This window comes from Arenimonas aestuarii (genome assembly GCF_054781715.1).
The window spans coordinates 73,031-96,631 of record NZ_BAAGTW010000008.1; the positions used below are offsets into that span (position 1 = coordinate 73,031).

The 23,601-nt window shown below is 69.2% G+C and carries 28 protein-coding genes, 1 tRNA gene and 1 other RNA gene; 16 read left to right on the forward strand and 14 right to left on the reverse strand.

Features of this window, described 5'->3' with window-relative positions; all coding sequences use genetic code 11:
• The first annotated feature begins 223 nt into the window (after positions 1–223).
• The 5 genes from ACYVJH_RS12250 to ACYVJH_RS12270 are packed head-to-tail and all read left to right on the forward strand — an operon-like array spanning position 224 to position 3,677.
• Positions 224–811, forward strand: a complete 588-nt coding sequence (locus ACYVJH_RS12250; RefSeq protein WP_460454938.1) for an anthranilate synthase component II — start codon at positions 224–226, stop codon at positions 809–811.
• A gap of 23 nt (positions 812–834) precedes the next feature.
• Positions 835–1,869: an anthranilate phosphoribosyltransferase gene (gene trpD, locus ACYVJH_RS12255; RefSeq protein WP_460454939.1), complete on the forward strand. Its 1,035-nt coding sequence runs from the start codon at positions 835–837 to the stop codon at positions 1,867–1,869.
• A 5-nt stretch (positions 1,870–1,874) separates the two neighbouring features.
• Positions 1,875–2,225, forward strand: coding sequence for an antibiotic biosynthesis monooxygenase family protein (locus ACYVJH_RS12260; protein WP_460454940.1), 351 nt, complete (start codon positions 1,875–1,877; stop codon positions 2,223–2,225).
• Positions 2,222–3,010, forward strand: coding sequence for an indole-3-glycerol phosphate synthase TrpC (gene trpC / locus ACYVJH_RS12265; RefSeq protein WP_460454941.1), 789 nt, complete (start codon positions 2,222–2,224; stop codon positions 3,008–3,010). Before ACYVJH_RS12260 ends, trpC begins: the two co-directional genes overlap by 4 nt.
• A 4-nt stretch (positions 3,011–3,014) precedes the next feature.
• Entirely contained in the window at positions 3,015–3,677 is a 663-nt protein-coding gene (locus tag ACYVJH_RS12270) for an HAD family hydrolase (protein WP_460454942.1), read from the forward strand.
• A 9-nt stretch (positions 3,678–3,686) separates the two neighbouring features.
• On the opposite strand, the gene ACYVJH_RS12275 is transcribed toward ACYVJH_RS12270, so the two are convergent.
• Positions 3,687–4,145: a GNAT family N-acetyltransferase gene (locus ACYVJH_RS12275; RefSeq protein WP_460454943.1), complete on the reverse strand. Its 459-nt coding sequence runs from the start codon at positions 4,143–4,145 to the stop codon at positions 3,687–3,689.
• A gap of 3 nt (positions 4,146–4,148) precedes the next feature.
• The gene (gene crp / locus ACYVJH_RS12280) at positions 4,149–4,820 is read right to left on the reverse strand and encodes a cAMP-activated global transcriptional regulator CRP (RefSeq protein WP_425489108.1); all 672 of its coding nucleotides are present in this window, start codon (positions 4,818–4,820) and stop codon (positions 4,149–4,151) included.
• Positions 4,821–5,003: 183 nt separating this feature from the next.
• Here crp and speD point away from each other — a divergent pair, with 183 nt between their 5' ends.
• Positions 5,004–5,798, forward strand: a complete 795-nt coding sequence (gene speD, locus ACYVJH_RS12285) for an adenosylmethionine decarboxylase (RefSeq protein WP_460454944.1) — start codon at positions 5,004–5,006, stop codon at positions 5,796–5,798.
• A 123-nt stretch (positions 5,799–5,921) separates the two neighbouring features.
• Here speD and coq7 read toward each other — a convergent pair whose 3' ends face one another.
• Positions 5,922–6,569 (reverse strand): 2-polyprenyl-3-methyl-6-methoxy-1,4-benzoquinone monooxygenase, encoded by a 648-nt coding sequence (coq7, locus tag ACYVJH_RS12290; RefSeq protein ID WP_460454945.1) that lies wholly within the window; start codon positions 6,567–6,569, stop codon positions 5,922–5,924.
• Entirely contained in the window at positions 6,566–7,735 is a 1,170-nt protein-coding gene (locus tag ACYVJH_RS12295) for a (Fe-S)-binding protein (protein WP_460454946.1), read from the reverse strand. The genes coq7 and ACYVJH_RS12295 overlap by 4 nt, the downstream gene beginning before the upstream one ends.
• Positions 7,736–7,845: 110 nt before the next feature.
• Here ACYVJH_RS12295 and rplM point away from each other — a divergent pair, with 110 nt between their 5' ends.
• The 4 genes from rplM to ACYVJH_RS12315 all read left to right on the forward strand — a co-directional run bounded on the left by rplM (position 7,846) and on the right by ACYVJH_RS12315 (position 10,166).
• Positions 7,846–8,277 carry a 50S ribosomal protein L13 gene (gene rplM / locus ACYVJH_RS12300; protein ID WP_460455212.1) on the forward strand — a complete coding sequence of 144 codons (432 nt, stop codon included), beginning with the start codon at positions 7,846–7,848 and terminating at the stop codon, positions 8,275–8,277.
• Between the two features lie 9 nt (positions 8,278–8,286).
• The gene (gene rpsI / locus ACYVJH_RS12305) at positions 8,287–8,679 is read left to right on the forward strand and encodes a 30S ribosomal protein S9 (RefSeq protein ID WP_188664434.1); all 393 of its coding nucleotides are present in this window, start codon (positions 8,287–8,289) and stop codon (positions 8,677–8,679) included.
• Between the two features lie 30 nt (positions 8,680–8,709).
• Positions 8,710–8,783 (forward strand) — tRNA-Gln (locus ACYVJH_RS12310).
• Positions 8,784–9,104: 321 nt separating this feature from the next.
• Positions 9,105–10,166, forward strand: a complete 1,062-nt coding sequence (locus ACYVJH_RS12315; protein WP_460454947.1) for a cyclic nucleotide-binding domain-containing protein — start codon at positions 9,105–9,107, stop codon at positions 10,164–10,166.
• A gap of 120 nt (positions 10,167–10,286) precedes the next feature.
• Here the strand turns inward: ACYVJH_RS12315 and rpiA are convergent, their stop codons facing one another.
• From rpiA to ACYVJH_RS12350, 7 genes are all read right to left on the reverse strand, one after another.
• On the reverse strand, positions 10,287–10,946 hold the full coding sequence (gene rpiA / locus ACYVJH_RS12320; RefSeq protein ID WP_460454948.1) for a ribose-5-phosphate isomerase RpiA: 660 nt from the start codon (positions 10,944–10,946) through the stop codon (positions 10,287–10,289).
• Positions 10,947–11,426, reverse strand: a complete 480-nt coding sequence (locus tag ACYVJH_RS12325; protein WP_460454949.1) for an EVE domain-containing protein — start codon at positions 11,424–11,426, stop codon at positions 10,947–10,949.
• The gene (locus tag ACYVJH_RS12330) at positions 11,426–12,007 is read right to left on the reverse strand and encodes a 5-formyltetrahydrofolate cyclo-ligase (RefSeq protein WP_460454950.1); all 582 of its coding nucleotides are present in this window, start codon (positions 12,005–12,007) and stop codon (positions 11,426–11,428) included. The genes ACYVJH_RS12325 and ACYVJH_RS12330 overlap by 1 nt, the downstream gene beginning before the upstream one ends.
• 1 nt (position 12,008) lies before the next feature.
• A non-coding RNA gene (gene ssrS / locus ACYVJH_RS12335) (6S RNA) lies at positions 12,009–12,192 on the reverse strand.
• Between the two features lie 41 nt (positions 12,193–12,233).
• Positions 12,234–12,527 carry a cell division protein ZapA gene (locus ACYVJH_RS12340; RefSeq protein ID WP_460454951.1) on the reverse strand — a complete coding sequence of 98 codons (294 nt, stop codon included), beginning with the start codon at positions 12,525–12,527 and terminating at the stop codon, positions 12,234–12,236.
• Positions 12,524–12,745, reverse strand: coding sequence for a TIGR02449 family protein (locus tag ACYVJH_RS12345; protein WP_188664449.1), 222 nt, complete (start codon positions 12,743–12,745; stop codon positions 12,524–12,526). Before ACYVJH_RS12345 ends, ACYVJH_RS12340 begins: the two co-directional genes overlap by 4 nt.
• Positions 12,746–12,777: 32 nt before the next feature.
• Positions 12,778–15,024, reverse strand: a complete 2,247-nt coding sequence (locus ACYVJH_RS12350) for a putative bifunctional diguanylate cyclase/phosphodiesterase (RefSeq protein WP_460454952.1) — start codon at positions 15,022–15,024, stop codon at positions 12,778–12,780.
• A gap of 123 nt (positions 15,025–15,147) precedes the next feature.
• Between ACYVJH_RS12350 and ACYVJH_RS12355 the strand changes: the two genes are divergently transcribed.
• Entirely contained in the window at positions 15,148–15,699 is a 552-nt protein-coding gene (locus ACYVJH_RS12355; RefSeq protein ID WP_460454953.1) for a UPF0149 family protein, read from the forward strand.
• 7 nt (positions 15,700–15,706) lie between these two features.
• A complete protein-coding gene (locus ACYVJH_RS12360; protein WP_460454954.1) occupies positions 15,707–17,017 on the forward strand; it encodes an aminopeptidase P N-terminal domain-containing protein in 1,311 nt (436 codons plus the stop codon).
• Between the two features lie 36 nt (positions 17,018–17,053).
• Here ACYVJH_RS12360 and ACYVJH_RS12365 read toward each other — a convergent pair whose 3' ends face one another.
• Both ACYVJH_RS12365 and ACYVJH_RS12370 read right to left on the reverse strand, forming a co-directional pair.
• Positions 17,054–17,479 (reverse strand): DNA polymerase III subunit chi, encoded by a 426-nt coding sequence (locus tag ACYVJH_RS12365; RefSeq protein ID WP_460454955.1) that lies wholly within the window; start codon positions 17,477–17,479, stop codon positions 17,054–17,056.
• A 1-nt stretch (position 17,480) separates the two neighbouring features.
• Positions 17,481–18,956 carry a leucyl aminopeptidase gene (locus ACYVJH_RS12370; protein WP_460454956.1) on the reverse strand — a complete coding sequence of 492 codons (1,476 nt, stop codon included), beginning with the start codon at positions 18,954–18,956 and terminating at the stop codon, positions 17,481–17,483.
• 71 nt (positions 18,957–19,027) lie between these two features.
• Between ACYVJH_RS12370 and lptF the strand changes: the two genes are divergently transcribed.
• Positions 19,028–20,107, forward strand: coding sequence for an LPS export ABC transporter permease LptF (lptF, locus tag ACYVJH_RS12375; protein WP_460454957.1), 1,080 nt, complete (start codon positions 19,028–19,030; stop codon positions 20,105–20,107).
• Positions 20,104–21,204 carry an LPS export ABC transporter permease LptG gene (gene lptG / locus ACYVJH_RS12380; RefSeq protein WP_460454958.1) on the forward strand — a complete coding sequence of 367 codons (1,101 nt, stop codon included), beginning with the start codon at positions 20,104–20,106 and terminating at the stop codon, positions 21,202–21,204. The genes lptF and lptG overlap by 4 nt, the downstream gene beginning before the upstream one ends.
• Positions 21,205–21,216: 12 nt before the next feature.
• Here the strand turns inward: lptG and ACYVJH_RS12385 are convergent, their stop codons facing one another.
• The gene (locus ACYVJH_RS12385; protein WP_460454959.1) at positions 21,217–21,654 is read right to left on the reverse strand and encodes an RDD family protein; all 438 of its coding nucleotides are present in this window, start codon (positions 21,652–21,654) and stop codon (positions 21,217–21,219) included.
• A gap of 75 nt (positions 21,655–21,729) precedes the next feature.
• Here ACYVJH_RS12385 and xerD point away from each other — a divergent pair, with 75 nt between their 5' ends.
• Both xerD and ACYVJH_RS12395 read left to right on the forward strand, forming a co-directional pair.
• Positions 21,730–22,683, forward strand: a complete 954-nt coding sequence (xerD, locus tag ACYVJH_RS12390; protein ID WP_460454960.1) for a site-specific tyrosine recombinase XerD — start codon at positions 21,730–21,732, stop codon at positions 22,681–22,683.
• 83 nt (positions 22,684–22,766) lie between these two features.
• Positions 22,767–23,558: a DsbC family protein gene (locus tag ACYVJH_RS12395; protein ID WP_460454961.1), complete on the forward strand. Its 792-nt coding sequence runs from the start codon at positions 22,767–22,769 to the stop codon at positions 23,556–23,558.
• Positions 23,559–23,601: the final 43 nt, after the last annotated feature.

Sequence of the window (23,601 nt, forward strand, 5' to 3'; positions counted from 1 at the left end):
GGGGGTGGCGTGTTTCCGGAAACGCGCCCGAGGCTGGGGTTTGCCATGGGGGCAAGGTCAATCCCGCGCGTTCGTCCCGCAGGCTCCGTGCCCGGAGCCCAACCTCCGCTATCCTAGGCACCCGGCTCGCCGGGTCGTCCTGTTTCCACCCGCCGGTTCCCCCGAGGGGCCATCGGCGCTTCCGGCATGGCGAAGACAAAAGAATCAAGGACTTGGGCCGCCCATGCTGCTGATGATCGACAACTACGACAGCTTCACCTACAACCTCGTGCAGTACCTGGGCGAGCTGGGGCAGGACGTGAAGGTGGTGCGCAACGACGAGCTGACGGTGGCCCAGATCGCGGCCCTGGCGCCCGAACGCATCGTCATCTCGCCGGGCCCGTGCACGCCCAACGAGGCCGGCGTGTCGCTGGAGGTGCTGGCGGAACTCTCGGGCAAGCTGCCCATCCTCGGCGTGTGCCTGGGCCACCAGAGCCTCGGCCAGGCCTTCGGCGGCAAGGTGGTGCGGGCGCGCACGATCATGCATGGCAAGACCTCGCCGATCCGGCACAAGGGCCTTGGCGTGTTTTGCGACCTGCCCGATCCCTTCGAGGCCACCCGCTACCATTCGCTGGTGGTGGAGAAGGAGTCGCTGCCCGACTGCCTGGAGATCACCGCCTGGACCGAGAATCCCGACGGGTCGATGGACGAGATCATGGGCCTGCGGCACCGGACGCTGCCGGTGGAGGGCGTGCAGTTCCACCCCGAATCGATACTCACGCAGCATGGGCATGCCATGTTGCGAAACTTCCTTCAGGCCACGCGCGCCTGAAGGCGCCCCCACAGGTGATGCCCATGCCGATCAAGCCGCAGGATGCGCTCCAGCGCATCATCGAAAACCGCGAGATCTTCCACGACGAGATGGTCGACCTGATGCGCCAGGTGATGCGCGGCGAAGTCTCGCCCGTGCTCACGGCCGCCATCCTGTCGGGCCTGCGCGTGAAGAAGGAAACGGTCGGCGAGATCGCCGGCGCGGCGCGGGTGATGCGCGAGTTCTCGGCCAAGGTGGTGGTGCCGGACGCCCATAATTTCGTCGACATCGTCGGCACCGGCGGTGACGGCGCGCACACCTTCAACATCTCCACCGCCAGCATGTTCGTGGTGGCCGCGGCCGGCGCCAAGGTGGCCAAGCACGGCAACCGCAGCGTGTCGTCCAAGTCCGGCAGCGCCGACGTGCTCGAGGCCCTGGGCGCGGTGATCGAGCTGCAGCCCGACCAGGTCTCGGCCTGCATCGCACAGACCGGCATGGGTTTCATGTTCGCGCCCATCCACCACCCGGCCATGAAGAACGTGGCGCCGGTGCGCAAGGAAATGGGCGTGCGCACCCTGTTCAACATCCTGGGCCCGCTGACCAACCCCGCCGATGCACCGAACATCCTGATGGGCGTCTTCCACCCCGACCTGGTGGGCATCCAGGTGCGCGTGCTGCAGCGCCTGGGCGCCAAGCGCGCGATGGTGGTCTGGGGCCGCGATGGCATGGACGAAATTTCGCTCGGCGGCGCCACCATGGTCGGCGAGCTGCGTGGCAACGAGATCGTCGAGTACGAGATCCACCCCGAGGACTTCGGCATCCCCATGGCCGCCAGCCGTAACCTGCGTGTCGAGGACGCCGACCAGTCGCGCGCGATGCTGCTCGAAGCCCTGGACGGCAAGGACGGGCTGCCGCGCGAGATCGTCGCGCTCAACGCCGGCGCCGCGCTGTACGCGGCCGGCCGCGCCGTCTCGATCACCGATGGCATCGGCCAGGCCCGCGCCGCGCTTGAAGGCGGCAAGGCCCGCGCCAAGCTCGATGAATTCGTCGCGGCCACCCGCCGCCTGGCCGGGAAATGAGCGCCATGTCCGAACGATTCGCCCGCACGCCGGAACCGCCGTACTACGCGGTCATCTTCGCCAACCAGCGCACCCCGGGCGACGACGGCTACGCCGCCACCGCCGACCGCATGGTCGAGCTGGCGTCGCGGCAGCCGGGTTACCTAGGCATCGAAAGCACGCGCGACGAGGCCGGCTTCGGCATCACCGTCAGCTACTGGGAATCGGAAGCCGCGATCGCCGCCTGGCGCGCCGACGCCGAGCACGCCGACGCGCGCCGCGATGGCCGCGAGCGCTGGTATGAACACTTCGAGCTGCGCGTGGCCCGGGTCGAACGCGCCTACGGTGGCCCGGCGCGACGTGGGGAAGGCGCATGAGCGACATCCTGCAGACCATCCTGGCCCGCAAGGCCGTCGAGGTCGCCGAACGGTCGGCGAGACTGCCGCTGGCCGAACTCATCGCCCGCCAGGCTGACGCGCCGGCGCCGCGCGGGTTCGCCGCGGCGCTGCAGGCCAGGGTCGCCGCCGGCCAGCCGGCGGTCATCGCCGAGGTGAAGAAGGCCAGCCCCAGCAAGGGTGTCATCCGGCCGGACTTCCGCCCCGCCGACATCGCCGCCAGCTACGAACGTGGTGGCGCCGCCTGCCTGTCGGTCCTCACCGACGTGGACTTTTTCCAGGGCGCCGACGCTTACCTGCAGCAGGCCCGCGCGGCCTGCTCGCTGCCGGTGCTGCGCAAGGATTTCGTGGTGGACGCCTACCAGGTGCACGAAGCCCGCGTCCTGGGCGCCGATTGCATCCTGCTCATCGTCGCGGCGCTGGACGACGCGGCCCTGGGCCGGCTGGCGAACCTGGCCCTGGAACTGGGCATGGACGTGCTGGTGGAAGTGCACGACATCGACGAACTCGAACGCGCGCTGCAGGTGGGCGCACCGCTGGTGGGCATCAACAACCGCAGCCTGCGCACGTTCGAGGTGTCCTTGGACACGACGCTGGCACTGAAGCCGGCGGTGCCGGCCGACCGCCTGCTGGTGACCGAGAGCGGCATCGCGACGCGCGAGGACGTCGCGCGCATGCGCGCCAACGACGTCAACGCCTTCCTGGTGGGCGAAAGTTTCATGCGCGCCGACGACCCGGGCGCCGAACTGGCCAGGCTGTTTGGCTGACGACATGCCTACCCGCGCTGCCAGCGTCCTGTTCGATTTCGACGGCACCCTGGTCCGTGGCGACTGCGCGGCGGCGTGGCTGCGCGACCTGCTGGCCAGCCACCCGCTGCGGCGGCTGCTGGCGGGCGCCAGTTTCCCGGTGCTCAAGCCGGCCTTCGCTTGGTGGCGCGTGGCCTGGATGCCGGCGAGCTTCTACACCTGGCTGGCCACGGTGGGGCGCACCGACGAGGCCCTGGCCGAAGCGCGCGAGGATTTCCTGCGCCTGTGCGCGGCCCGCCGCGACCAGCTGCTGATCGCGCCGGCGGTTGCGCGCCTGCATGCCCATCTGGCGCTGGGCGACCCGGTGGTGATCGTCACGGGCGCCGAGGCGGGCCTGGCGCGTTCGCTGTGGCGGGCGCTGGGCCAGCCGGACGTGCCGGTCGTGGGCTCGAGCGTGCGCCCGGCCCTGGGGGGTTACATCGGCGCCGAACACACCGTCGGCCCGCGAAAGCTCCAGGCGCTGCGGCGCCTGGGCATCCACCCGCCCTTCGCCGCGGTGTATTCGGATAGCGCCATCGACCTGCCGCTGCTTTGCGAAACCGCCCGCCCGGTGCTGGTCCAGCCCGACCCGCGCAGTCTCGCCCGCGTCGACAAGCGCCTGCGCGGCGCCTTCGAAACCCTGCTCTGACGCCGGGGCTCAGGCCCCGAGGCGCTTGAGGAAACGCAGCGCCCCGTCTTCGTAGCCGCAGGCGCGGTAGAAGTCGTGGGCCTGCATGCGCTGTGCGCCCGAGGTGAGTTCGATGCGGGCGGCGCCGGCCTGGCGGGCGCGCTGTTCGGCCTCGCGCAGGAGCATGCGGCCCACACCCTGGCGCTGTTCACCGGAAGACACCGCCAGCGCCGTGATCCGGCAGGTCGGCCCGCCCAACGGCAGGTAGTAGCGGATGTCCAGCGCCAGCAGCCCGACCAGGCAGCCGTGGCGGTCGGCCACCAGCACCTGCTGGCCCGGTTCTTCGGCCACCGCACGCAGCCGGCCCGCGGCTTCCTCGCGGTCGCAGGGGTAACCCAACACGCCCAGCAGGCTGGCCAGGCCACTGGCGTCCTGCGCGGCGGCCGGCCGCACCAGCAGGGTGTCGGTGCCGGCGGCCTGGCGTCCCATCGGTCAGCGGGTTCCGTAGACCACGACGGTCTTGCCGCGGGCGTGCAGCAGGCCCTGCTCCTGCAGCTGCTTGAGCACGCGGCCGGCCATTTCGCGGCTGCAGCCGACGATGCGCGCCAGTTCCTGGCGCGACACCCGGATCTGCGTGCCCTGGGGATGCGACAGGGCGTCCGGCTCCTGGCACAGGTCGTGCAGCGTGCGGATGATGCGTCCGCTCACATCCAGGAAGGCCAGTCGGCTCGCCTTGCGGCTCGTGTCCAGTAAACGTTTGGAGAGCTGCAGGCCGATCGCGTAGAGGATGCGCGGGCATTCGGCCGCCAGCGGCCCGGCGAACAGCTGGTGCAGCCGGTCATAGTTGATTTCGGCCAGTTCGCAGGCGCTGCGCGTGCGCACCACCACCGCGCGGGCGTCGGCGGCGAAGAACAGGCCCATCTCGCCGATGAACTCCCCGGCGTTCACGTAACCCAGGATCAGCTCGCGGCCGTCCGGCTCTTCGCTGACCACCGACAGGGAGCCGCTGACCACGTAATAAAGCGAGGTGGCGGGCGTGCCGGGCCGGAAGACGTCGTTGCGGGACGGGTACCTTCGCCGGTGGCAGTGATCCAGGAAGCGACTGAACGTCGCCGCGTCGGGCGCCAACGGACTGTTGACCACCTTGTGCGGCTGGATCGGCATCGGCGGCGTACTTTCCTGCGCCATGGCGCGTCCTCGACTGGCTGTGAAGCGTTCAGATTAGGCCGTCATGGCGGGATCGGCAATGCCGGCGGCGGCCCGGCCGGGCCAAGGTTTCCCCCGGGGGGTATTTGGCCGATAATGCCCGCCCTCCGCTCCACCCCCTTCGCACGCAGGAAAGCCATCGTGGTCAAGCCGCTTCCTCGCCTCAGGCTCCAGGGTTTCAACAACCTGACCAAGGCCCTGAGCTTCAATATCTACGACGTCTGCTACGCCGTGTCGGAAGAGCAGCGCCAGCGCTACATCGAGTACATCGACGAAGCGTACAACGCCGAGCGCCTGACCCAGATCCTGACCGACGTCGCCGAGATCATCGGCGCCAACATCCTGAACGTGGCCCGCCAGGACTACGACCCCCAGGGCGCGTCGGTGACGATCCTGATCTCCGAAGAGCCGGTGATCGACAAGAAGGCCGCGGGCAAGGAGATCATCTCCGACGCCGTGGTGGCGCACCTGGACAAGTCGCACATCACCGTGCACACCTATCCGGAAACCCATCCGCACAACGGCATCGCCACCTTCCGCGCCGACATCGACGTGGCCACCTGCGGCGTCATCTCGCCGCTGAAGGCCCTGAACTACCTGATCGAGAGCTTCGAGTCCGACATCGTGGTCATGGACTACCGCGTGCGCGGCTTCACCCGCGACGTGAAGGGCACCAAGCATTACATCGACCACAAGATCAATTCGATCCAGGACTTCATGTCCAAGCCGATCAAGTCGCGCTACGAGATGATCGACGTCAACGTGTACCAGGAAAACCTGTTCCACACGAAGATGCACCTCAAGGAGTTCGACCTCGACACCTACCTGTTCGAGGAAAAGGCCAAGAACCTGAGCTTCAAGGACCGCATGCGCATCGAGTCCCAGCTCAAGCGCGAGATCGTCGAGCTCTTCAACGGTCGCAACCTGGCCGACTGAGGGTGTTGCCCGGGCACGCCTGGGCAACCACACGGCTTGCTTCGCAAGCCGCCGGCCCCGACCGGGGGCTGCCAGAGCCCCAGCCGCGCTTCGCGCGGATCGCCCCCTGACCCAGGGGGCTATTCAAACGCGGTAAGCCACCGCCTTCATCAGCTTCGAAGTGAGGGCCATGAGGCCCGGAATGGGGGCCGGCAGGACGCGGGCGCCGGCCTGCTGGGCGTCGTCGGCGTGGCGGGCCTCGTCGGCCTTCATGGTGCGCAGGATGGCCCGGCTTCGCTGGTCGCCGGGTGGCAGGGTCTGCAGGTGTTCTTCCAGGTGGGCTTCCACCTGCCGTTCGGTCTCCACCACGAAACCCAGGTTCCAGCCGTCGCCGCGCAGGCCGGCGGCCAGGCCGATGGCGTAACTTCCGGCGTACCACAGCGGATTGAAGAGGCTGGGCCGGCTGTCGAGCTCGGCCAGGCGGTCGCCGCACCAGGCCAGGTGGTCGGTTTCCTCCTGGGCGGCGTGCTGCAGGTGCTGGCGCGTGTCCGGGTCGCGGGCGACCGCGGCCTGGCCCAGGTAAAGCGCCTGCGCGCAGACCTCGCCGGTGTGGTTGATGCGCATCAGGCCGGCCGCATGGCGACGGTCCGGCTCGGCCAGTGTCTGGTCGTCGGACAGGCTGCCGGCCGGGTTCGGCCGCTCTGCGTGCGCCTGTCCCAGGCTGGTGCCCAGCGCGTGCTGGAACTCGATGATCAGGCGGTCCAGGGGGCTGAATTGGCGGGTGGGTGTCATGCCAGCTGCTCGGCCAGGAAATCAAGGGGATGTCGGACCACCATTGTAGTCCCGGTGGCCAGGTGCAGCCGGCAGCCGATGTTGGCCGACAGCAGCTCAGTGGCGCCGGAATCGGCCAGGGCCTGCAGCAGCGGCGCCCTCAGGGCGTCGGCGCGGTCCGGTTCGGCCAGCTGGTGCAGGCCGGCGGCGCCGCAGCAGCCGGTGTCGGGCAACTCCACCAGGTCCAGCCCGGGAACGCGCGCCAGCAGGCGGCGAAGGGCGGCCTCCGAGCGCACCACGCTGCGCTGGGTGCAGGGCAGGTGCAGGGCCACCCGGCGCGGCGCGGGGCGGAACTTCAGCCGGTCGCCGGCCTGGTCGAGCAGCACCAGGGGATCCTCGACCCGGCCCAGGCCGGCCAGGCTGCTGGCCAGGGTGTCGTGGCAGCCCGAGGCCAGGCACAGCACGCGATCGTGGCCGGCCAATGCCTGCCGGTTGGCCCGGGCCAGCTTCGCCGCCCCGGCGGCATCACCGGCGTGGGCGGCGGCCGCACCGCAGCAGCCTTGCCCGGACGGCACCACGCTGGCTATTCCGGCGGCCGCCAGCAGGCGGGAAAGGGCGTCGCGGCTGCCGGCCTCGTGCGGCCGGGCGATGCAGCCGGCGAACAGGGCAACCACCGGGGACCCGTCCGGGGCCGGCACGGCTGCCCTGCCGGCCTCCCGCCGCGGCGGGGGAGGCAGGCCCGCGCGCCAGCGCCGGGGCAGGGCCCAGGCCAGGGGGCGCTGCAGCGCCACGAGGACGGCCAGCAGCCGGGGCCGGGCCAGCAAGGCCAGCGCGGCGCGGATCCGGGCCGGCGGGGGCCGGCGGGTGGCCTGCAGCGCACGGGCACTCTGCAGCAACTCCCCGTAGCGCACGCCGGCGGGGCAGGCGGCTTCGCAGCGCCGGCAGCCCAGGCAGTGGTCGAGATGGGTGTCCCCAACGGGGCCCGGGGCCATCTGGCCGGACGCGAGGGCCCGGACGTAGGCGATCCTGCCCCGCGGCGACTCGGCCTCGCTGCGGTCCAGCTGGTAGGTGGGGCAGTGCGGCAGGCACAATCCGCACTGCACGCACTGGTCGGCCAGGGCCAGCAGGGGCGCAGCGCCCGGCGCCAGGGGCGGGGAGGGGCGGGCCAGGGGCGGCGTGGCGGGCATGCGGCGATGCTAACACGGGGTTAAAACGGGCTTGCACGAGGTCCGGAACGCGGCTATCATTCCGCTTCTTTCAACCCCGATTTCTATCTTTTGGAGCCGTCATGAAGTCCATGACCGTCAGCGCCAACGCCCAGACCGTCAAGCAAGACTGGTATGTGGTCGATGCCAGCGGCAAGACCCTGGGCCGCCTGTGCTCGGAACTCGCGCGTCGCCTGCGCGGCAAGCACAAGCCGGAATACACCCCGCACGTTGATACGGGTGACTACCTCGTCGTGATCAACGCCGAGAAGATCCACGTCACCGGCAACAAGCTGCAGGACAAGAAGTACCACCGCTTCACCGGCTACGTCGGCAACCTCAAGACCCAGTCCCTGGGCCAGGTCCTCGACGCCCATCCGGAGCGCGTGATCGAAATCGGCGTCAAGGGCATGCTGCCCAAGAATCCGCTCGGTCGTGCCATGTACCGGAAGCTCAAGGTGTACAAGGGCTCCGAGCATCCGCATTCCGCCCAGCAGCCGCAGGCGCTGGACTTCAAGGCTTAAGGCAACTTTATGGCTACCCAGCAGAACTACGGCACCGGCCGTCGCAAGTCCTCCACCGCCCGCGTCTTCATGCGCTCGGGCAGCGGCAAGATCGTCGTCAATGGCCGTCCGGTCGACGAGTTCTTCGGCCGCGAGACCTCGCGCATGATCGTGCGCCAGCCGCTCGTGGTCAGCGACATGGCTGACAAGTTCGACTTCACCGTCACGGTCGAGGGCGGTGGCATCACCGGCCAGGCCGGCGCCATCCGCCTGGGCATCGCCCGCGCGCTGGTCGAGTACAACGACACGCTCAAGCCCGACCTGCGCAAGGCCGGCCTGATGACCCGCGACGCCCGCGAAGTCGAGCGCAAGAAGGTCGGCCTGCACAAGGCTCGCCGCGCCACCCAGTTCTCGAAGCGCTAATAACTTCGTAAACTGGCGCGGTCCCGGAATTGGGGGATCGTCTAATGGTAGGACTGCAGACTCTGACTCTGCCTATCTAGGTTCGAATCCTAGTCCCCCAGCCAAAAAACAGAGAGGGCTCCCGAAAGGGGGCCCTCTTTGTTTTTCTGCTCGGGGGAGAGGAGACGGGCCTGTGTTCGACAAATTTGTCTGGAACAAATTTGGTCGGCGCAGCCGACCCCGGAGCGAAGCGCAGGGGCCAAGCCCACGGATGGGCTTGGCAATCCTAGACCCCCAGCCAAAAAACAGAGAGGGCTCCCGAAAGGGGGCCCTCTTTGTTTTTCGGTTCGGGGAAAAGGTTTCGGCCCTCGTTCGCCGCAGCCCCGACTACCCCTCCGGCCCCGCCCGGCGATAGACTCGGGTGCAATTGCTCCCGGAGCCTGTCCATGCCCGTTCCCGCGACCGACCTCGCCCGCCTTTTCCCGCTGGAATCACTGCGCCAGGAAACCCGGGACCAGCTGGCCCGCGAGGCCCTGGTGTCGGAATACCACCGGGGCGACAACGTCTTCGAGGCCGGCGACCTGGACGAGGACACGATCTACCTGCTCGAGGGCGAACTTCGCTGCGTGTACCCGGACGGCCGCAACGTGGCCCACATCGCCTCGGCGCCCCACGGTCGCTATTCGCTCAACGACGCGATCCCGCGCCGGTTCACGGCCAAGGTCATGTCCGGCAGCGCCAAGGTGATGCGCGTGGACCGGCGCTACCTGGAAAAGCTGATCACCTGGGACCAGCTGAGCCGCGACGACAACAACCGGCACTTCGGCAGTGCGCCGGGCGGCAACGACTGGGTGTTCCGGCTGCTGCGCGCGCAGGCCTTCGCGCGACTGCCAACGGGCAACATCGAGAAGATGTTCCAGATGTTCGAGCCGGTGACGGTGAAGCCCAGCGAGGTCGTGATGCGCGAGGGTGACCCGGCCGATTATTTCTACGTGGTGCGCTCGGGCACGGCGTCGGTCTCGAAATACCTGGACGGGGCGCCGCAAGTGGTGGCCTATCTGCGCGAGGGCGATACCTTCGGCGAGGATGCCCTGCTGTCGAACCTGCCTCGAAACGCGACCGTCCGGATGATGCAGGGTGGCCAGCTGATGCGGCTGTCGCGCGAGGCCTTCGAGGCGGTCCTGAAGCCGCCGCTGCTGTCCTGGGTGTTGCCGGCCGACGCGGCCCGGCAGGTGCACTCGGGCGCGGTGCTGCTGGACGTGCGCATGCCCGAGGAGCACGCGCAGCGTGCGATCGACGGTTCCGTGAACGTGCCGCTGTTCCGGCTGCGCGAGGACGTGGGCAACGTGCTGTCGCCGGGCGCGCGCGTGGTGGTCTACTGCAACACGGGCGAACGTTCGGCCGCTGCGGCCTTCGTGCTCAAGCGCCTGGGCTACGAAGTCAGCGCCCTGCACGGCGGCCTGGGTGCCATGCTGCGCATGATTGCCGCCAGCACCCCCGCCGACTGAGCACGCACTTGTAGGAGCTCCATCAGGCGCGACTCTTTTAGCCCTCTGGCGATGCCCTTGGCCCTTGGCCGAAGGCCAAGGGCATCGGGACTGACGTGCCTCCCACGCGGAGGGGGATGGTCAGGCGGGGCGACGGATGGGGCGGACTTCGCCGCCGATGATGACGTCGTCGGCGCCGCGCGCGGCGAACAGGCCGCAGGTGACCACGCCCGGGATCTGGTTGAGCTTGGCTTCCAGGCCCACCGGGTCGGCGATGCGCCAGTGGTGCACGTCCAGGATCCAGTTGCCGTTGTCGGTCACCACGCCTTCGCGCCAGATCGGGTGGCCGTCCATGTTGGCGATCGCCCGGGCCACCAGGCTGCGCGCCATCGGGATCACTTCCACCGGCACCGGGAACGCGCCCAGGTGTTCCACCTGCTTGGCCGCGTCGATGATGCAGATGAAGCGGTCGCTTGCCTGCGCGATGATCTTCTCGCGCGTCAGCGCCGCGCCGCCGCCCTTGATCAGGCGGTTGTACGGGTCGCATTCGTCCGCCCCGTCCACGTAAAGCTTCAGCGGCCCCACCGCATTGAGGTCGAAGACCGGGATGCCGTGGGATTCCAGCTGCCGCGTGCTCTGTTCCGAGCTCGACACCGCGCCTTCGATGCGGTTCTTCATCCGGGCCAGGCCGTCGATGAAAAAGGCCACCGTCGAGCCCGTGCCGACGCCGACGACCATGCCGTCCTCGACGTATTCCAGGGCCTTTTCTGCAGCCAGCTTTTTCTGTTCGTCGCGGGACATCTACTGGCCTCCGGCCTTTGCCATGGAAAGGATGCGCTTGTACTGCGCCGCGCCCACCGGCATCACCGAGAGCCGGTTGCCGCGTCGGAGCAGTGCGAAATCGCCGAAATCTTCCGCCTGGGCCTTCATGGACTCAAGCGACACCGTGCCGCCGAACTTGCGCTCGAAACCCACGTCCACCAGCCACCAGCGCGGTTCCTCGGGCTTGCTCTTGGGATCGTGGTAGTCCGAGCCAGGCTCGAACTGGGTCGGGTCCGGGTAAGGCGCCGACGCCACCCGGGCGATGCCCACCACGCCGGGCACGGCGCAGTTGGAGTGGTAGAAGAGGATGGGGTCGCCGACCTTCATGTCCTTGAGCATGTAGTTGCGTGCCTGGTAGTTGCGCACGCCGCTCCAGGGCTCTGTGCCGACGCGTTCGAGCGCGTCGATCGAGAACTCGTCGGGTTCGGATTTCATCAGCCAGTGTTTCATGGCCGCCATTATCGCCCGAACGCGAGCCAATCGAGCTCGGTGGCGACGGCGTCGAGCGGCACGTCCCAGTCCTGCGCCGCCAGCGCCGGCACTTCCTGGCAGGAATAGGCCACGCCGACCAGCCGCGGCGGGGCCGGTGCCCCGCGCCGGAAGGCGAAACTGCGGTCGTAGAAACCGCCGCCCATGCCCAGGCGGTTGCCGGCCCGGTCGAAACCCACCAGGGGCAGCAGGACCACGGACAGGTCTTCGGGTGCCAGTGTCGATGCAGGATCGACGTCGGGTTCGGGGATGCCAAACCGGTTGTTCACCAGCGGGTCGCCGGCGCGCCAGGGCGCGAAACGCAGGTGGCCGCCGTCCTGCAGCACCGGCAGGCACCAGACCTGGGCCGGGGCAAGGCGGAGCTGCACCGCGTGCAGCGGGACTTCACCGCCCACCGCCCAGTAGCCGGCGACGTAGCCGGGCTCACGCAGGTCGGGCTGGGCGCAAAGATGGCGCGCCACCGCGTCGGCGGCGGCCAGGCGTTCGCCCGGGGAAAGCGCGCCGCGCCGGGCCTGCAGCTGCCTGCGAAGTTCGGGGCGCGTCGAATTCAAGAGAGCCTCCACCATGCCGATGCGTGCGAAACGACCTTGATCCCTGGGATCAAGTGGGTACCCGGACCATCGCTTCAGGCTTTCCGCAACAGGGCGGACATGCACACCACTTTGGGCCAGATTCCCGGGTCGTGTTTATGGGACAAGGCGAATGTTAGGCACGCTGTCGGACACGGCAGAGGACTGGACGGAATTATATGCCCGGCGTTGCCGGAAAGCGTGAACGTCAGCGCGCCGTGTCGAACAGGCCGTCGAGCTTGCGGTTCAGTTCGGAAAGGGTCTGGTTCAGGGCCTGGTCGCGCTGCTCGGACTGGTTGCGCAGCTGCAGCAGTTCGTGGGCCAGGTTCAGCGCCGCCAGAACCGCGACGCGGTCGATCGCCGCCATGCGGTTGCCGCCGCGGATTTCGCGCATGCGGGCATCGAGCAGGTGGGCCGCCGCGGTGAGACCCTCGCGTTCACCCGGCTCCACGCCGACCGTGTACTCGCGGTCGAGGATCTTGACGTTGACCGGCTCGCTCACGCGTTGTGCTCCAGCGACTTCAGGCGCGCGATCATGGCCTCGACCCGGGACCGGGCCTGTTCGTTCTTGTTGAGCAGCGCGGCACGTTCCGACACCAGCTGCTCCTGGCCCTGGCGCAGGCTGCGGTTTTCGTCGAGCAGGCGCCGGTGTTGTTCGGCCAGGCGCTCGAAGCGCTCGGCAAGGGCCTGCAGCTGGGCGATCGGGTCGTTGGCGCTCATCGCGGACATCTTGGGCGGGCCTCGGGACGGGGTCAATAAGGCGCCGGGATGGCGGCCACGGTGGCGGGCTGCCAGCTCCGGATGAAGGCCAGGCAGCGGTGCGCGTCCAGGGGCGGCGACAGCCAGAAGCCCTGGATCTCGTCGCAGCCCTGTTCGCGCAGGTAGCTGAGCTGCTGTTCGCTTTCCACGCCCTCGGCGATGACGTTCAGGCCCAGCGAGTGGCCCATCGTGATGACCGTGGCGGTGATCGCCTCGTCGTCGGGGTCACGGGTGAGGTCGCCGATGAATTCCTTGTCGATCTTGAGCGTGTCGATCGGCAGCCGCTTGAGGTAGACCAGGGACGAATAGCCGGTGCCGAAATCGTCGATCGCCAGGGTGATGCCCAGCTTGCGGAGTTCGTTGAGCACGTGCGTGGTCTGTTCGGCGTTCTGCATCACCATCGATTCGGTGACCTCGAGCTCGATGCGGTTCGAGGGCACGCCCAGGTCCTGGATCAGGTGGCGCAGCTGCGCGGGCAGGTTGCCGCGCAGCAGTTGCAGCACCGACACGTTGACGCCGATGGAAATCTCGTTCAGGCCGTGCGCACGCCAGCGCTTGAGCGTCTGCAGCGCCTCGTTGAGCACCCAGTCGCCGATCTGCAGGATCAGCCCCGATTCCTCGGCCAGCGGCACGAACACGGTCGGCGGGATTTCCCCCAGCTCGGCGCTATGCCATCGCAGCAGCGACTCGACGCCGGTGATGCGGCCATCGGCCAGCGCCATGCGTGGCTGGTACACCAGCCGGAACTCGCCGCGGTCGAGCGCCTTGCGCAGCGACGCCAGCACGGTGGCGCGCCGGCGGGACTCGGCGTCCATGGTTTCGTTGTAGATCTGGTAGGTGTTCCGGCCTTCGGCCTTGGCCTGGTACATCGCCGTATCGGCGAACTTGAGCAGGTCGGTGGGCACCAGGGCGTGGTCGGGGTAGAGGCTGATGCCCAGCGACGGCGTGATCGAGACATCGTGGCGCTCGTCCACCTCGAGCGGCATCGTGAAGGCCGTGAGGATCTCGCGGGCCATGCGCTCGACCGCCGGGAAGGACTCCACGTCCTCGAGCACCACCGTGAACTCGTCGCCGCCCAGGCGCGCGACCGTGTCCGAAGCCCCGACCGTGGCCTGCAGACGCGTGGCGGCGGCCTTGAGCAGGCGGTCGCCGGCGGCATGGCCGAGGGAGTCGTTGATGTCCTTGAAGCGGTCGAGGTCGAGGAACAGCACCGCGACCCGGGTTTCCTGCCGGCGCGCCCGCACGATGGCGCGGCCCAGGCGCTCGGACAGCAGGGCGCGGTTGGGCAGGCCGGTGAGGGTGTCGTAGTTGGCCAGGTAGCGCAGCTCCTGCTCGGCGCGCTTCTTGTCGGTGATGTCGTTGACCACCGCGACGAAATGGCTGCGCAGGCCCAGGGCGTCGCGCACCTCGCTCATTTCGATCCAGCCGAGGAATTCTTCGCCGTCCTTGCGCCGCTGCCACATCTCGCCGGCCCAGTGGCCGGTGCGTTCGAGCACGTCGCGCACGCGCCGGTAGAACTCGGCGCTGTGCTGGCTGGAGTCGAGCAGGCGGCTGTTCTGGCCGATCACTTCCTCTTCGCTGTAGCCGGTGATGCGCGAGAAGGCCGGGTTCACCGAGATGAAGCGGAAATCGAGGTCGATCACCGCCACGGCTTCGCTCATGCTGCGCAGCACCTCCAGGGCGACGCGGCGTTCGCGCTCCGCCCGGCGGATGGCGGTGATGTCGCGGGCGGTGCCGGCCATGCGCAGCGGGCTGCCGGAGCTGTCGCGTTCGACCACCTTGCCGCGCGAGCGCACCCAGACCCACTCGCCGCGGGCATTGCGGATGCGGTGCTCGGACTCGAAAACGTCGGTGTGGCCGACGATGTGCTCCTGCAGCAGCTTCTGGACCCGTGGCAGGTCCTCGGGGTGGATGGACTGCGTGCGCCAGTCGTCCGTGCTCATCTTGTCGCGGCTGCCGTGGCCCAGCAGCTGGTTGGCACCCAGCCGGTAGAGGCTGTTTTCGCGAATGTTCCAGTCCCAGAACTCGTCGCCCGAGCCCCACAGGGCCAGGTTCAGGCGCTCCTCGCGTTCGTGGATCTCGCCGAGCAGGGAGGTTTCCTGGCGGCGGCGGTGGCTCCGCACCCGCCACAGCAGCCAGCACAGGAACAGGGCGATCGCCAGCAGCAGCCACTGCACGATGCCTCCCAGGGCCAGGCCGCTGGCTTGGGCCACCACCGCCCCATTTGCGTTCAGCGCCATTACCAGCCGTGGTCCCCTGGGTTTTCCCCTGATATCTCGCCGAGTGTAGGGTGACGCTAACAGGGCCACAAGCGGCGAGGCCGCCCTTGCTAGAATGCCCGCACCCCCGACAAGGCCGATTCGATGACCCAAGCCCAGCTCCCGACGCACGCCCTCGTGGCCGCCGAACTCGAGGCCCTGGAGGCCTCGCTGGCCGCTTCGGAGCTGCATGGGTCGCTGTGCGGCTTCCTTTCGGGCGGCGGCGCGCACGATCGCAAGGGCTGGTTCGCCGCGGTGATGGCCGACCCGCTGCTGTCGGCGCCCGAGCCCGACAGCGCGCTTGACCATCTTTACCTGGCCAGTGCCGCCCAGCTCGAATCTCCTGATTTCGGCTTCGAGCTGCTGCTGCCGGCCGAAGACCGGCCGGTGGACGAGCGGGGCGACGGCCTGCTTGCCTGGTGCCGCGGCTTCCTCGGCGGCTTTGGCCTGGCGTCGGGCGCCAAACCGCCGCTGTCGGAGGATTCCGAGGAAGCCCTCGCCGACATGGCCCGCATCGCCGCCAGCGACCTCAGTTACGAAGAGCCGGAAGCCGACGCCGAGGCGCTTGAGGAAGTCGCCGAATTCATACGCGTCGCCGCGCTGTTGCTGCACAGCGACTGCGTGCTCGGGCCCCGGCATCGCCGCAGGCTCAACTGACCCGGCCATGATCAAAGCCGCCGAATTCGCGCGCCGTCGCAAGCAGCTGATGCGCATGGCGGACGAGGACGCCATCCTCATCCTGCCGGCTTCGCCCGAACGCGTGCGCAGCCATGACACCCACTACCCGTACCGCCAGGACAGCGACTTCTGGTACCTCAGCGGCTTTCCCGAGCCCGAGGCGGTGCTTGTGCTGGTGCCCGGGCGCGCCCACGGCGAGGTGCTCATGTTCTGCCGCGAGCGCGACGCCGAGCGCGAAGCCTGGGACGGTCCGCGTGCCGGGCCGGAAGGCGCGGTGGACGGTTACGGCATGGACGATGCCTATCCCATCGCCGACCTCGACGAAATCCTGCCGGGCCTGCTGGAAGGCCGTTCGCGCGTTTATTACCACTTCGGCCGCGACACCGAATTCGACCTCAAGTTGATCGGCTGGGTGAATCGCGTGCGCTCGCAGGTGCGCCACGGCGCGCAGCCGCCGCACGAATTCCTCGAGCTTGGCCACCTGCTGCACGAACTGCGCCTGTTCAAGAGCGCGGCCGAACTCAAGCTGATGCGCCGTTCCGCGGCGATTGCCTGCGACGCCCAGCTGGCCGCCATGCGCGCCACGCGCCCAGGGGGGCACGAATACGAAGTCGAGGCGGCGCTGCAGTACACCTACCGCCGCCACGATGCCGTCGCCGCCTACGAACCCATCGTCGGCGCCGGCGCCAACGGCTGCGTGCTGCACTACCGCGCCAACAAGGGCGCGCTGGCGGACGGCGACCTGTTGCTGTGCGACGCCGGTGCCGAGTACGCCGGTTATGCGTCCGACATCACCCGAACCTGGCCGGTGAACGGGCGTTATTCAAAGGAGCAGCGCGCGCTCTACGACATCGTGCTGGCCGCCCAGGGCGCCGCGATGGCGCAGGCGGCGCCGGGCCGACCCTGGATCCTGGGCCACGAGGCGGCGGTGGAAGTGCTGACCGAAGGCCTGCTGTCGCTGGGCCTGCTCAAGGGCAGCCTGAAGGCGGCGCTGCAATCAGGCGCCTACCGGCGCTTCTACATGCACAAGACCGGCCACTGGATCGGCCTGGACGTGCATGACGTCGGCGAATACAAGGTCGCCGGCGAGTTCCGCGAACTCGAGCCGGGCATGGTCTTCACCATCGAGCCGGGCCTTTACATCCCGCCCGGCAGCAAGGGCGTGCCCGCCAAATTTCAGGGTATCGGCATCCGCATCGAAGACGACGTCGCCATCACCAAGACGGGCCATGAAGTCCTTACCGATGCAGTGCCGCGTGAGGTCGAGGCGATCGAGTCGGTGTTGGCCGATCGCTGATCAGGCCACGACCTGGGCCGGGAGCGGCCCGGGCGCCTACATGTCGAACTTGTTCAGTTCCAGACCCTGCGCCTGGTAGTGCTTCCAGCGCTCTCGCAGGGGGGCGCGCGCCGACGGGTCGGCGGGCACGACCTCGAGCACGCGCTCGAAGCCGGCGGGCACGGGATCGTCGCGCAGGTTCAGCACCAGAGGGCGCAGCGCCGGCGATTGTTCCGGCGGCACGATCAGCACCTCCACCTCGTCTTCGTCCTCGTCCATTCCGGCGATCTGGTGCGGCAGGAATTCGTCGGGGTCGAAGGACCACATGAGGTCGTCCAGGGCCTCGGCCTGCTCCGCCGAGGCCGCCAGCACCAGCAGCGGCTGCCCAGCGTGCACGGCCTTGCGGGCCAGTTCGCACACCAGCAGCAGCGGCTGCTCGCGGAAGCGCGGCTTGCCGATCAGGTAAAAATCGGCGCGGGCCATGTCAGCCGGCCCGGTCGACCAGCCACTGCGTCAGCAGGCCCACCGGGCGACCGGTGGCCAGTCCCTTGCGGCCCTCGGTGTTGGAGACGCCGGCGATGTCGATATGCGCCCAGCGCTGGCCTTCGGTGAAACGCGACAGGAAGCAGCCAGCGGTGATCGTGCCCGCGGCCTTGCCGCCGATGTTGTAGACGTCGGCGAAGCCGGACTCGAGCTGGCTCTGGTAGTCATCCCAGAGCGGCAGGCGCCAGGCGCGGTCGTGCACGTTGTCGCCGGCGGCCAGCAGTTCGTCGGCCAGGTCGTCGTGCTTGCTCATCAGGCCGGCAGCGTGTTTGCCCAGGGCGATGACGCAGGCGCCGGTGAGCGTGGCGACGTCGACGATGGCCTGGGGCTCGTAGCGCTGCACGTAGGTCAGGGCGTCGCACAGGATCAGGCGGCCTTCGGCGTCGGTATTGCCGACCTCGATGGTCTTGCCCGACATCGAGGTGATGACGTCGCTGGGACGGTAGGCATCGGCGTCCACCATGTTTTCCACCGCCGGCACCACCATCACCAGGTTCAGCGGCAGCTTCATCTTCGCCACGGACAGGAAGGTGCCGAAGACGCTGGCGGCGCCGCACATGTCGAACTTCATTTCCTCGATGCCACCCTGGACCTTCAGGTTGATGCCGCCCGAGTCGAAGGTGATGCCCTTGCCGACCAGCGCGTAGGGCTTGGCGTCGCCGGCGCCGTTGTAGCGCAGCACCACGAGGCGCGGCGGGTTGGCCGAGCCGCGGGCCACGGCCAGCAGCGAGCCCATGCCCAGCTTCTCCATGTCGGCGCGCTCGAGCACCTCGGCGGTCACGCCCGCGTGGTCCCGGGCGATGCGGTGGGCAGTGTCGGCCAGGTAACCGGGGTTGCAGATGTTCGGCGGCAGGTTGCCCAGCTCGCGGGCCAGGGCCACGCCGGCGGCGATGGCCTGGCCGCGTTCGAAGTCGTTCTGGTGCGCGGCGTCGCCGGCGATCTCGACCGACGCCAGGCCGCTGTCGCCGTTCTTGACGCTGCGGGTGGCGGTGTACACGTAAGCCGCGTGGTTGGCCGACACCACCGCCTGGCGAACGGCCCAGCCGGCGTCGCGGCCGGCGACGGGAATGTCAGCCAGGGTCAGCAGGGCGCTGCGCGCCGGGCCGGCGCGGAGGGCGCGCACGGCATCGGTGACCGCCTTCTGGAACTGGGGGGCGCCGAACTTGCCGGATTCGCCCAGGCCCACCACCAGCACGCGCGGCGCCTTCACGCCGTCGAGGTCGTGCAGCAGGGTGGTGCGTCCGGTCTTTCCAGACAGGTCGCCACGCGTGGCCAGCGTCGAAAGCCGGCCACCGGCCGCCTTGTCGATGGCCTTGCCCGACGCGGACAGGCTGCCATCGGCAAACAGGCCCACCACGACACAATCGACGTCGGCGTGGCTGGGTTCAGGGCGGTTCAGGCGAAATTCGAGGCTCATGGGCGATCACCGTTACAATTTGCAAACCCCGATTCTAGCAAGCCCGCCCCCTCACAGCCCGGCGCCCCTGAATGCTGCTTATCGAGCGTTACCTGCTGCGCCAATTCGTCCAGAGCGTCACCGCCGTGGCCGTGGTCCTCCTGCTGGTGGGGCTGGGCGGCCTGCTCGTGGACCTGATGAGCGACATCGCCCGCGGCCAGGTGCCGGCCGGCCTCTTGCTCTCGCAGCTGGGCCTGCGCTCCATCCAGGTGCTGCCGCTGCTCCTGCCGCTGGCCCTGTTCGTGGGCCTGCTGTTGGCGGTGGGCCGCCTGTACGGCGACAGTGAGATGGCCGTGCTTGCCTCCGTGGGGCTGGGACCGCGGCAACTCTGGCGGCCGTTGGCGGCCGTGACGATCCCGGTGGCGCTGCTGGTGGCCGCTGCCTCGCTCTGGGCGGCGCCGGCCGGTGCGCGCCTGGCCCAGCGCATGGTCGAAGACGCCAACCGGTCCTTCCTGGTGGCGGGGCTGGAGGCCGGGCGGTTCATCGAGCTGCCTGGCCGGGGCGGCATCCTCTATGTCGGCGAGATCGACACCGAAGGCTCGCGGTTTGGCCGCATGTTCGTGCAGTCCGAGCGCGATGGCCGCATCGACGTGGTCACCGCCAGCGAGGGCGAACTGATCCTCGAGGGCGAGCGTGGTCGCTACCTGCTGCTGCGCGATGGTTTCCGGGTAGAAGGCGACCCCGCCGCGCGCGACTTCCGCATGATGCGTTTCCAGGAAAACGAACTGCAGGTCCCCGATCGCGAGCCCGAGGTCGGGGCCGATGAACTCAACGCCGTGGCGACCGGCGCACTGTTGCCCGCCACCGCGCCGGCCGCCCGCGCGGAGCTGCATTGGCGCATGGTGACGCCGCTGCTCGTGCTGGTGCTGGGGGTCCTGGCCCTGCCGCTGGGACGCGGCGAACCGCGCCAGGCCCGCTACGGGCGCATCCTGGCCGCCCTGCTCATCTACATCAACGCGATGATCCTGCTGGTGCTCGGCAAGGGCTGGCTGGCGGTCGGCATGATGCCGGCCTGGCTCGGCCTGTGGTGGCTGCTGCTGCCGATGGCGGCGCTGGCCACCTGGCTCTTCGCCACCGACGGGCGCCTGCCGCGCCGGCGGGTGTCGGCATGATGCTGCGGCGGCCGGGCCGCATCGACGCGTACCTGGCGCGAACCGTCCTGGTCGCGACCCTGGTCGCCTGGGCGGTGCTGCTCGGCTTCGACGTGCTCACGGCGATGGTCAACGAACTCGACGAGGTGGGCGAGGGCGGCTACACGCTGAGCCACGCCTTCCTCTACACGCTCTACACGATCCCGCGGCGCACCTACGAACTGTTCCCGACCACCGCGCTCATCGGCACCGTGCTCGGCCTGGGTGGCCTGGCGGCACGTTCGGAGCTCACCGCGATGCGCGCCGTCGGGCTGTCGCGCCTGCGCATTGGCCTGGGAGCACTGGGTTCGAGCGGATTGCTGGCGCTGGTGATGGTGCTCAACGCCGAAACGGTGGCGCCGATGGGCGAGCAGCAGGCGCAGTTGGTGGCCAATTCGGCCAAGGCCGGCGACGTGGTGATGGCGCGGGTGTCGGGCCTCTGGGCGCGCGAGGGCAATCTGTTCCTCAACGCCCGCGACGGCCAGCGGCGCGAACTGGACGGCAAGGTCTGGACTGAACTGCAGGGCGTGCGCCTGTACGAATTCGACGACGACGGCCGGCTGCTGTCACTGGCCGAGGCCAGGTCGGCGGAACACCGCGACGGCGAGTGGCGGCTCAAGGAAGTAAGACGCAGCCGTTTCGGCGAACGGTCGGTTGAAGTCGAAACCCATGCATCGGAAGTCTGGACCACGGCCCTGGGCGACGAAGTGGTGTCGTCGGCAGTGGCGCGGCCGCGCTACCTGTCCAGCGCCGAGCTGCAGCGCAACATCACCTACCTCGAACGCAACGGCCTGGATGCCAAGGCCTTCGAGAACGCCTACTGGGCGCGCTGGTTCTACCCGGTCAACGTGGTGGTGCTGTGTCTTTCGGCGCTGCCCTTCGCGTTTGGTTCGCTGCGTTCGGGGGGCTTCGGCAAGCGCCTGTTCATTGCGATCGTCATCGGCATCGCCTACCTGCTGGCGCAGCGCCTGGTCGTGAGCCTGTCCGACGTCTACCGCTTCGATGCGCGCCTGGCCTACCTGTTGCCGCCGCTGGGGCTGATGGCGGTGACCTGGGGCCTGTTCGCCCGGCGCGAGTAGCGCCCGCGCGGGTCAGCGCGGCGGCGGGGCGTCCAGCCGCACGAGCACCGTGCCGCTGGCCAGGTCATGCCAGCCGCGGCGGTCGCGGTCGACCAGGCACCACAGCAGGCCCAGGCCACCCGCGGCCAGCGACACCGTCGCCACCACGAAACGAAGCACCAGGGCGCGCAGCGCGGGCCGCTTGCCGTCGGCCTGCAGCACCTTGAGCCGCCAGGGCCGCATGCCCAGGGTCTGGCCACCGCGGTGCCAGGAAAACACCACGTAAAAGCCGGTCACGGCCCAAAGCAGCGCCAGCTCCAGCCATGACGCCAGGCTCCCGGGTTGCACCGGCTCGCCGCCGCGGACGAGCAGGACCAGGGCACTGGTCGCGAACCACAGCGCCAATGCTGGGAAGAAGTCATAGACCAGGGCGAACAGGCGCCAGCCCAGGTGGGCCGGGCGGCCGCTCAAGGCGCCCGGTGGGGAAGGGTTTGCGGACATCGGCACAGCATAGCCGGGGCCGGTGCCGGCCGTTAAGCTGGCGGCATGCCTGCCCGCTCCCCCGCCGACCGACGCGCCCGCGCCCAGTCCCTGCCGCCGGCCTCGGAGGCCGACCAGCGGGCGATCACCGGTTTCCTGGACCGGGCCTGGGCAGAAAGTGGCCTGGCCCGGCTGACCCTGGACAGTTACAGGCGCGACCTCGAGGGCCTTGCCCGATGGCTGGCCGCCCGCGGCCAAAGCCTGGGCGCCGTCGACCGGCAGGGGCTCTTCGATTACCTGGCCTACCGCACCACCGCGGGCTATGCCGCGCGCAGCAACGCCCGCCTGCTTTCGGCGCTGCGGGCCTATTTCGCCCAGCAGGCGCGGCTGGGCCTGCGCGACGAGGACCCGACGGCGAGGCTGGACCCGCCCAAGCTGCGCCGCAGCCTGCCCAAGGCCCTGTCCGAAAGCGAGGTCGAAGCCCTGATCCAGGCGCCGGATACCGGCACGCCGGCGGGCCTGCGCGACCGCGCCATGGTCGAGCTGATGTACGCCACCGGCCTGCGGGTGAGCGAGCTGGTGAACCTGCCGGCGATGGCGGTAAACCTGCGCCAGGGCGTGCTGCGGGTCACCGGCAAGGGCGGCAAGGACCGCCTGGTGCCGCTGGGCGAAGAAGCCCAGCACTGGCTGCAGCGCTACCTGGACCAGGGCCGCCAGGTACTGGCCGGGGGGCGGGCAACGGCACCGCTGTTCCTGGGCCGGGGCGGTGAGGCGATCAGTCGCCAGCAGTTCTGGAACGTGGTCAAACGCCTTGCGGCGGCGTCGGGCATCGACCCGGCGCGGGTCAGCCCCCATGGGCTCCGGCACAGCTTCGCCACCCACCTGCTCAACCACGGCGCCGACCTGCGCACCCTGCAGATGCTGCTGGGCCACAGTTCGCTCTCGACCACGCAGATCTACACCCTGGTCGCGCGCGAAGGCCTGAAACGGCTGCACCAGCAGCACCACCCGCGCGCCTGAACGGGCCTGCGCCTGTGCGAGAATCGCTGAACTTTCCGGCCCCTTGCGGGTCGGACCCGCAATGCCCCGAGGAACACGACCCGATGATCCGTCCCACCCTGTTTGCCCTGGCCTTCTCGGTCTCCCTGGCCGCCTGTGCCGCTGAATCCCCGGCCACCGCCGGAGGCCAGGCCGTCGCCAAGGCACCGGCACCGGCCACTGCCGACGCCGCCACGCGTGACCGCATCGAGGCCGCGCTGCAGGGGCTGGCGCCGGGCATGAAGGTGGACGCCATCGCGCCATCGCCGATCCCGGGTTTCCTGGAAGTGGCCCTGGGCGCCCGCATCATCTACGTGTCCGAAGACGGCAAGCAGCTGCTGCAGGGTTCCCTGGTGGATATCGCCAGCCGCGAGAGCCTCACCCAGGCCAGCGAGGCGAAACTGCGGCGCGACATGCTGGCCGAGGTCGGCGACGAGACCGGCATCACCTTCGCCGCGGCCGAGCCCAGGTACGAAGTCACCGTGTTCACCGACATCGACTGCGGTTATTGCCGGCGCATGCACAGCGAAATCGCCGAATACAACCGCCTGGGCATCACCATCAACTACCTGTTCTACCCGCGGGCGGGCGTGGGCTCGGAGTCCTACCAGAAGGCCGTCAACGTCTGGTGCGCGCGCGATCGCCGCAAGGCGCTGACCGAGGCCAAGGCCGGCAAGGACCTGCCCAAGGGCAACTGCACCAGCCCGGTCACCCGCGACTACGACCTGGGCCGCCGGATCGGCCTGGACGGCACCCCGGCCGTCTATGCGGCCAACGGTACGCAGCTGGGCGGCTACGTGCCGCCGGCCGAAATGCTTGCCCGGCTGGACGAAATAGCCGCCAAGTCGGGGCAATAACGCGCCCGGGCCGGGCCCCGGGCCCGGCCTTGGTTTACAATCG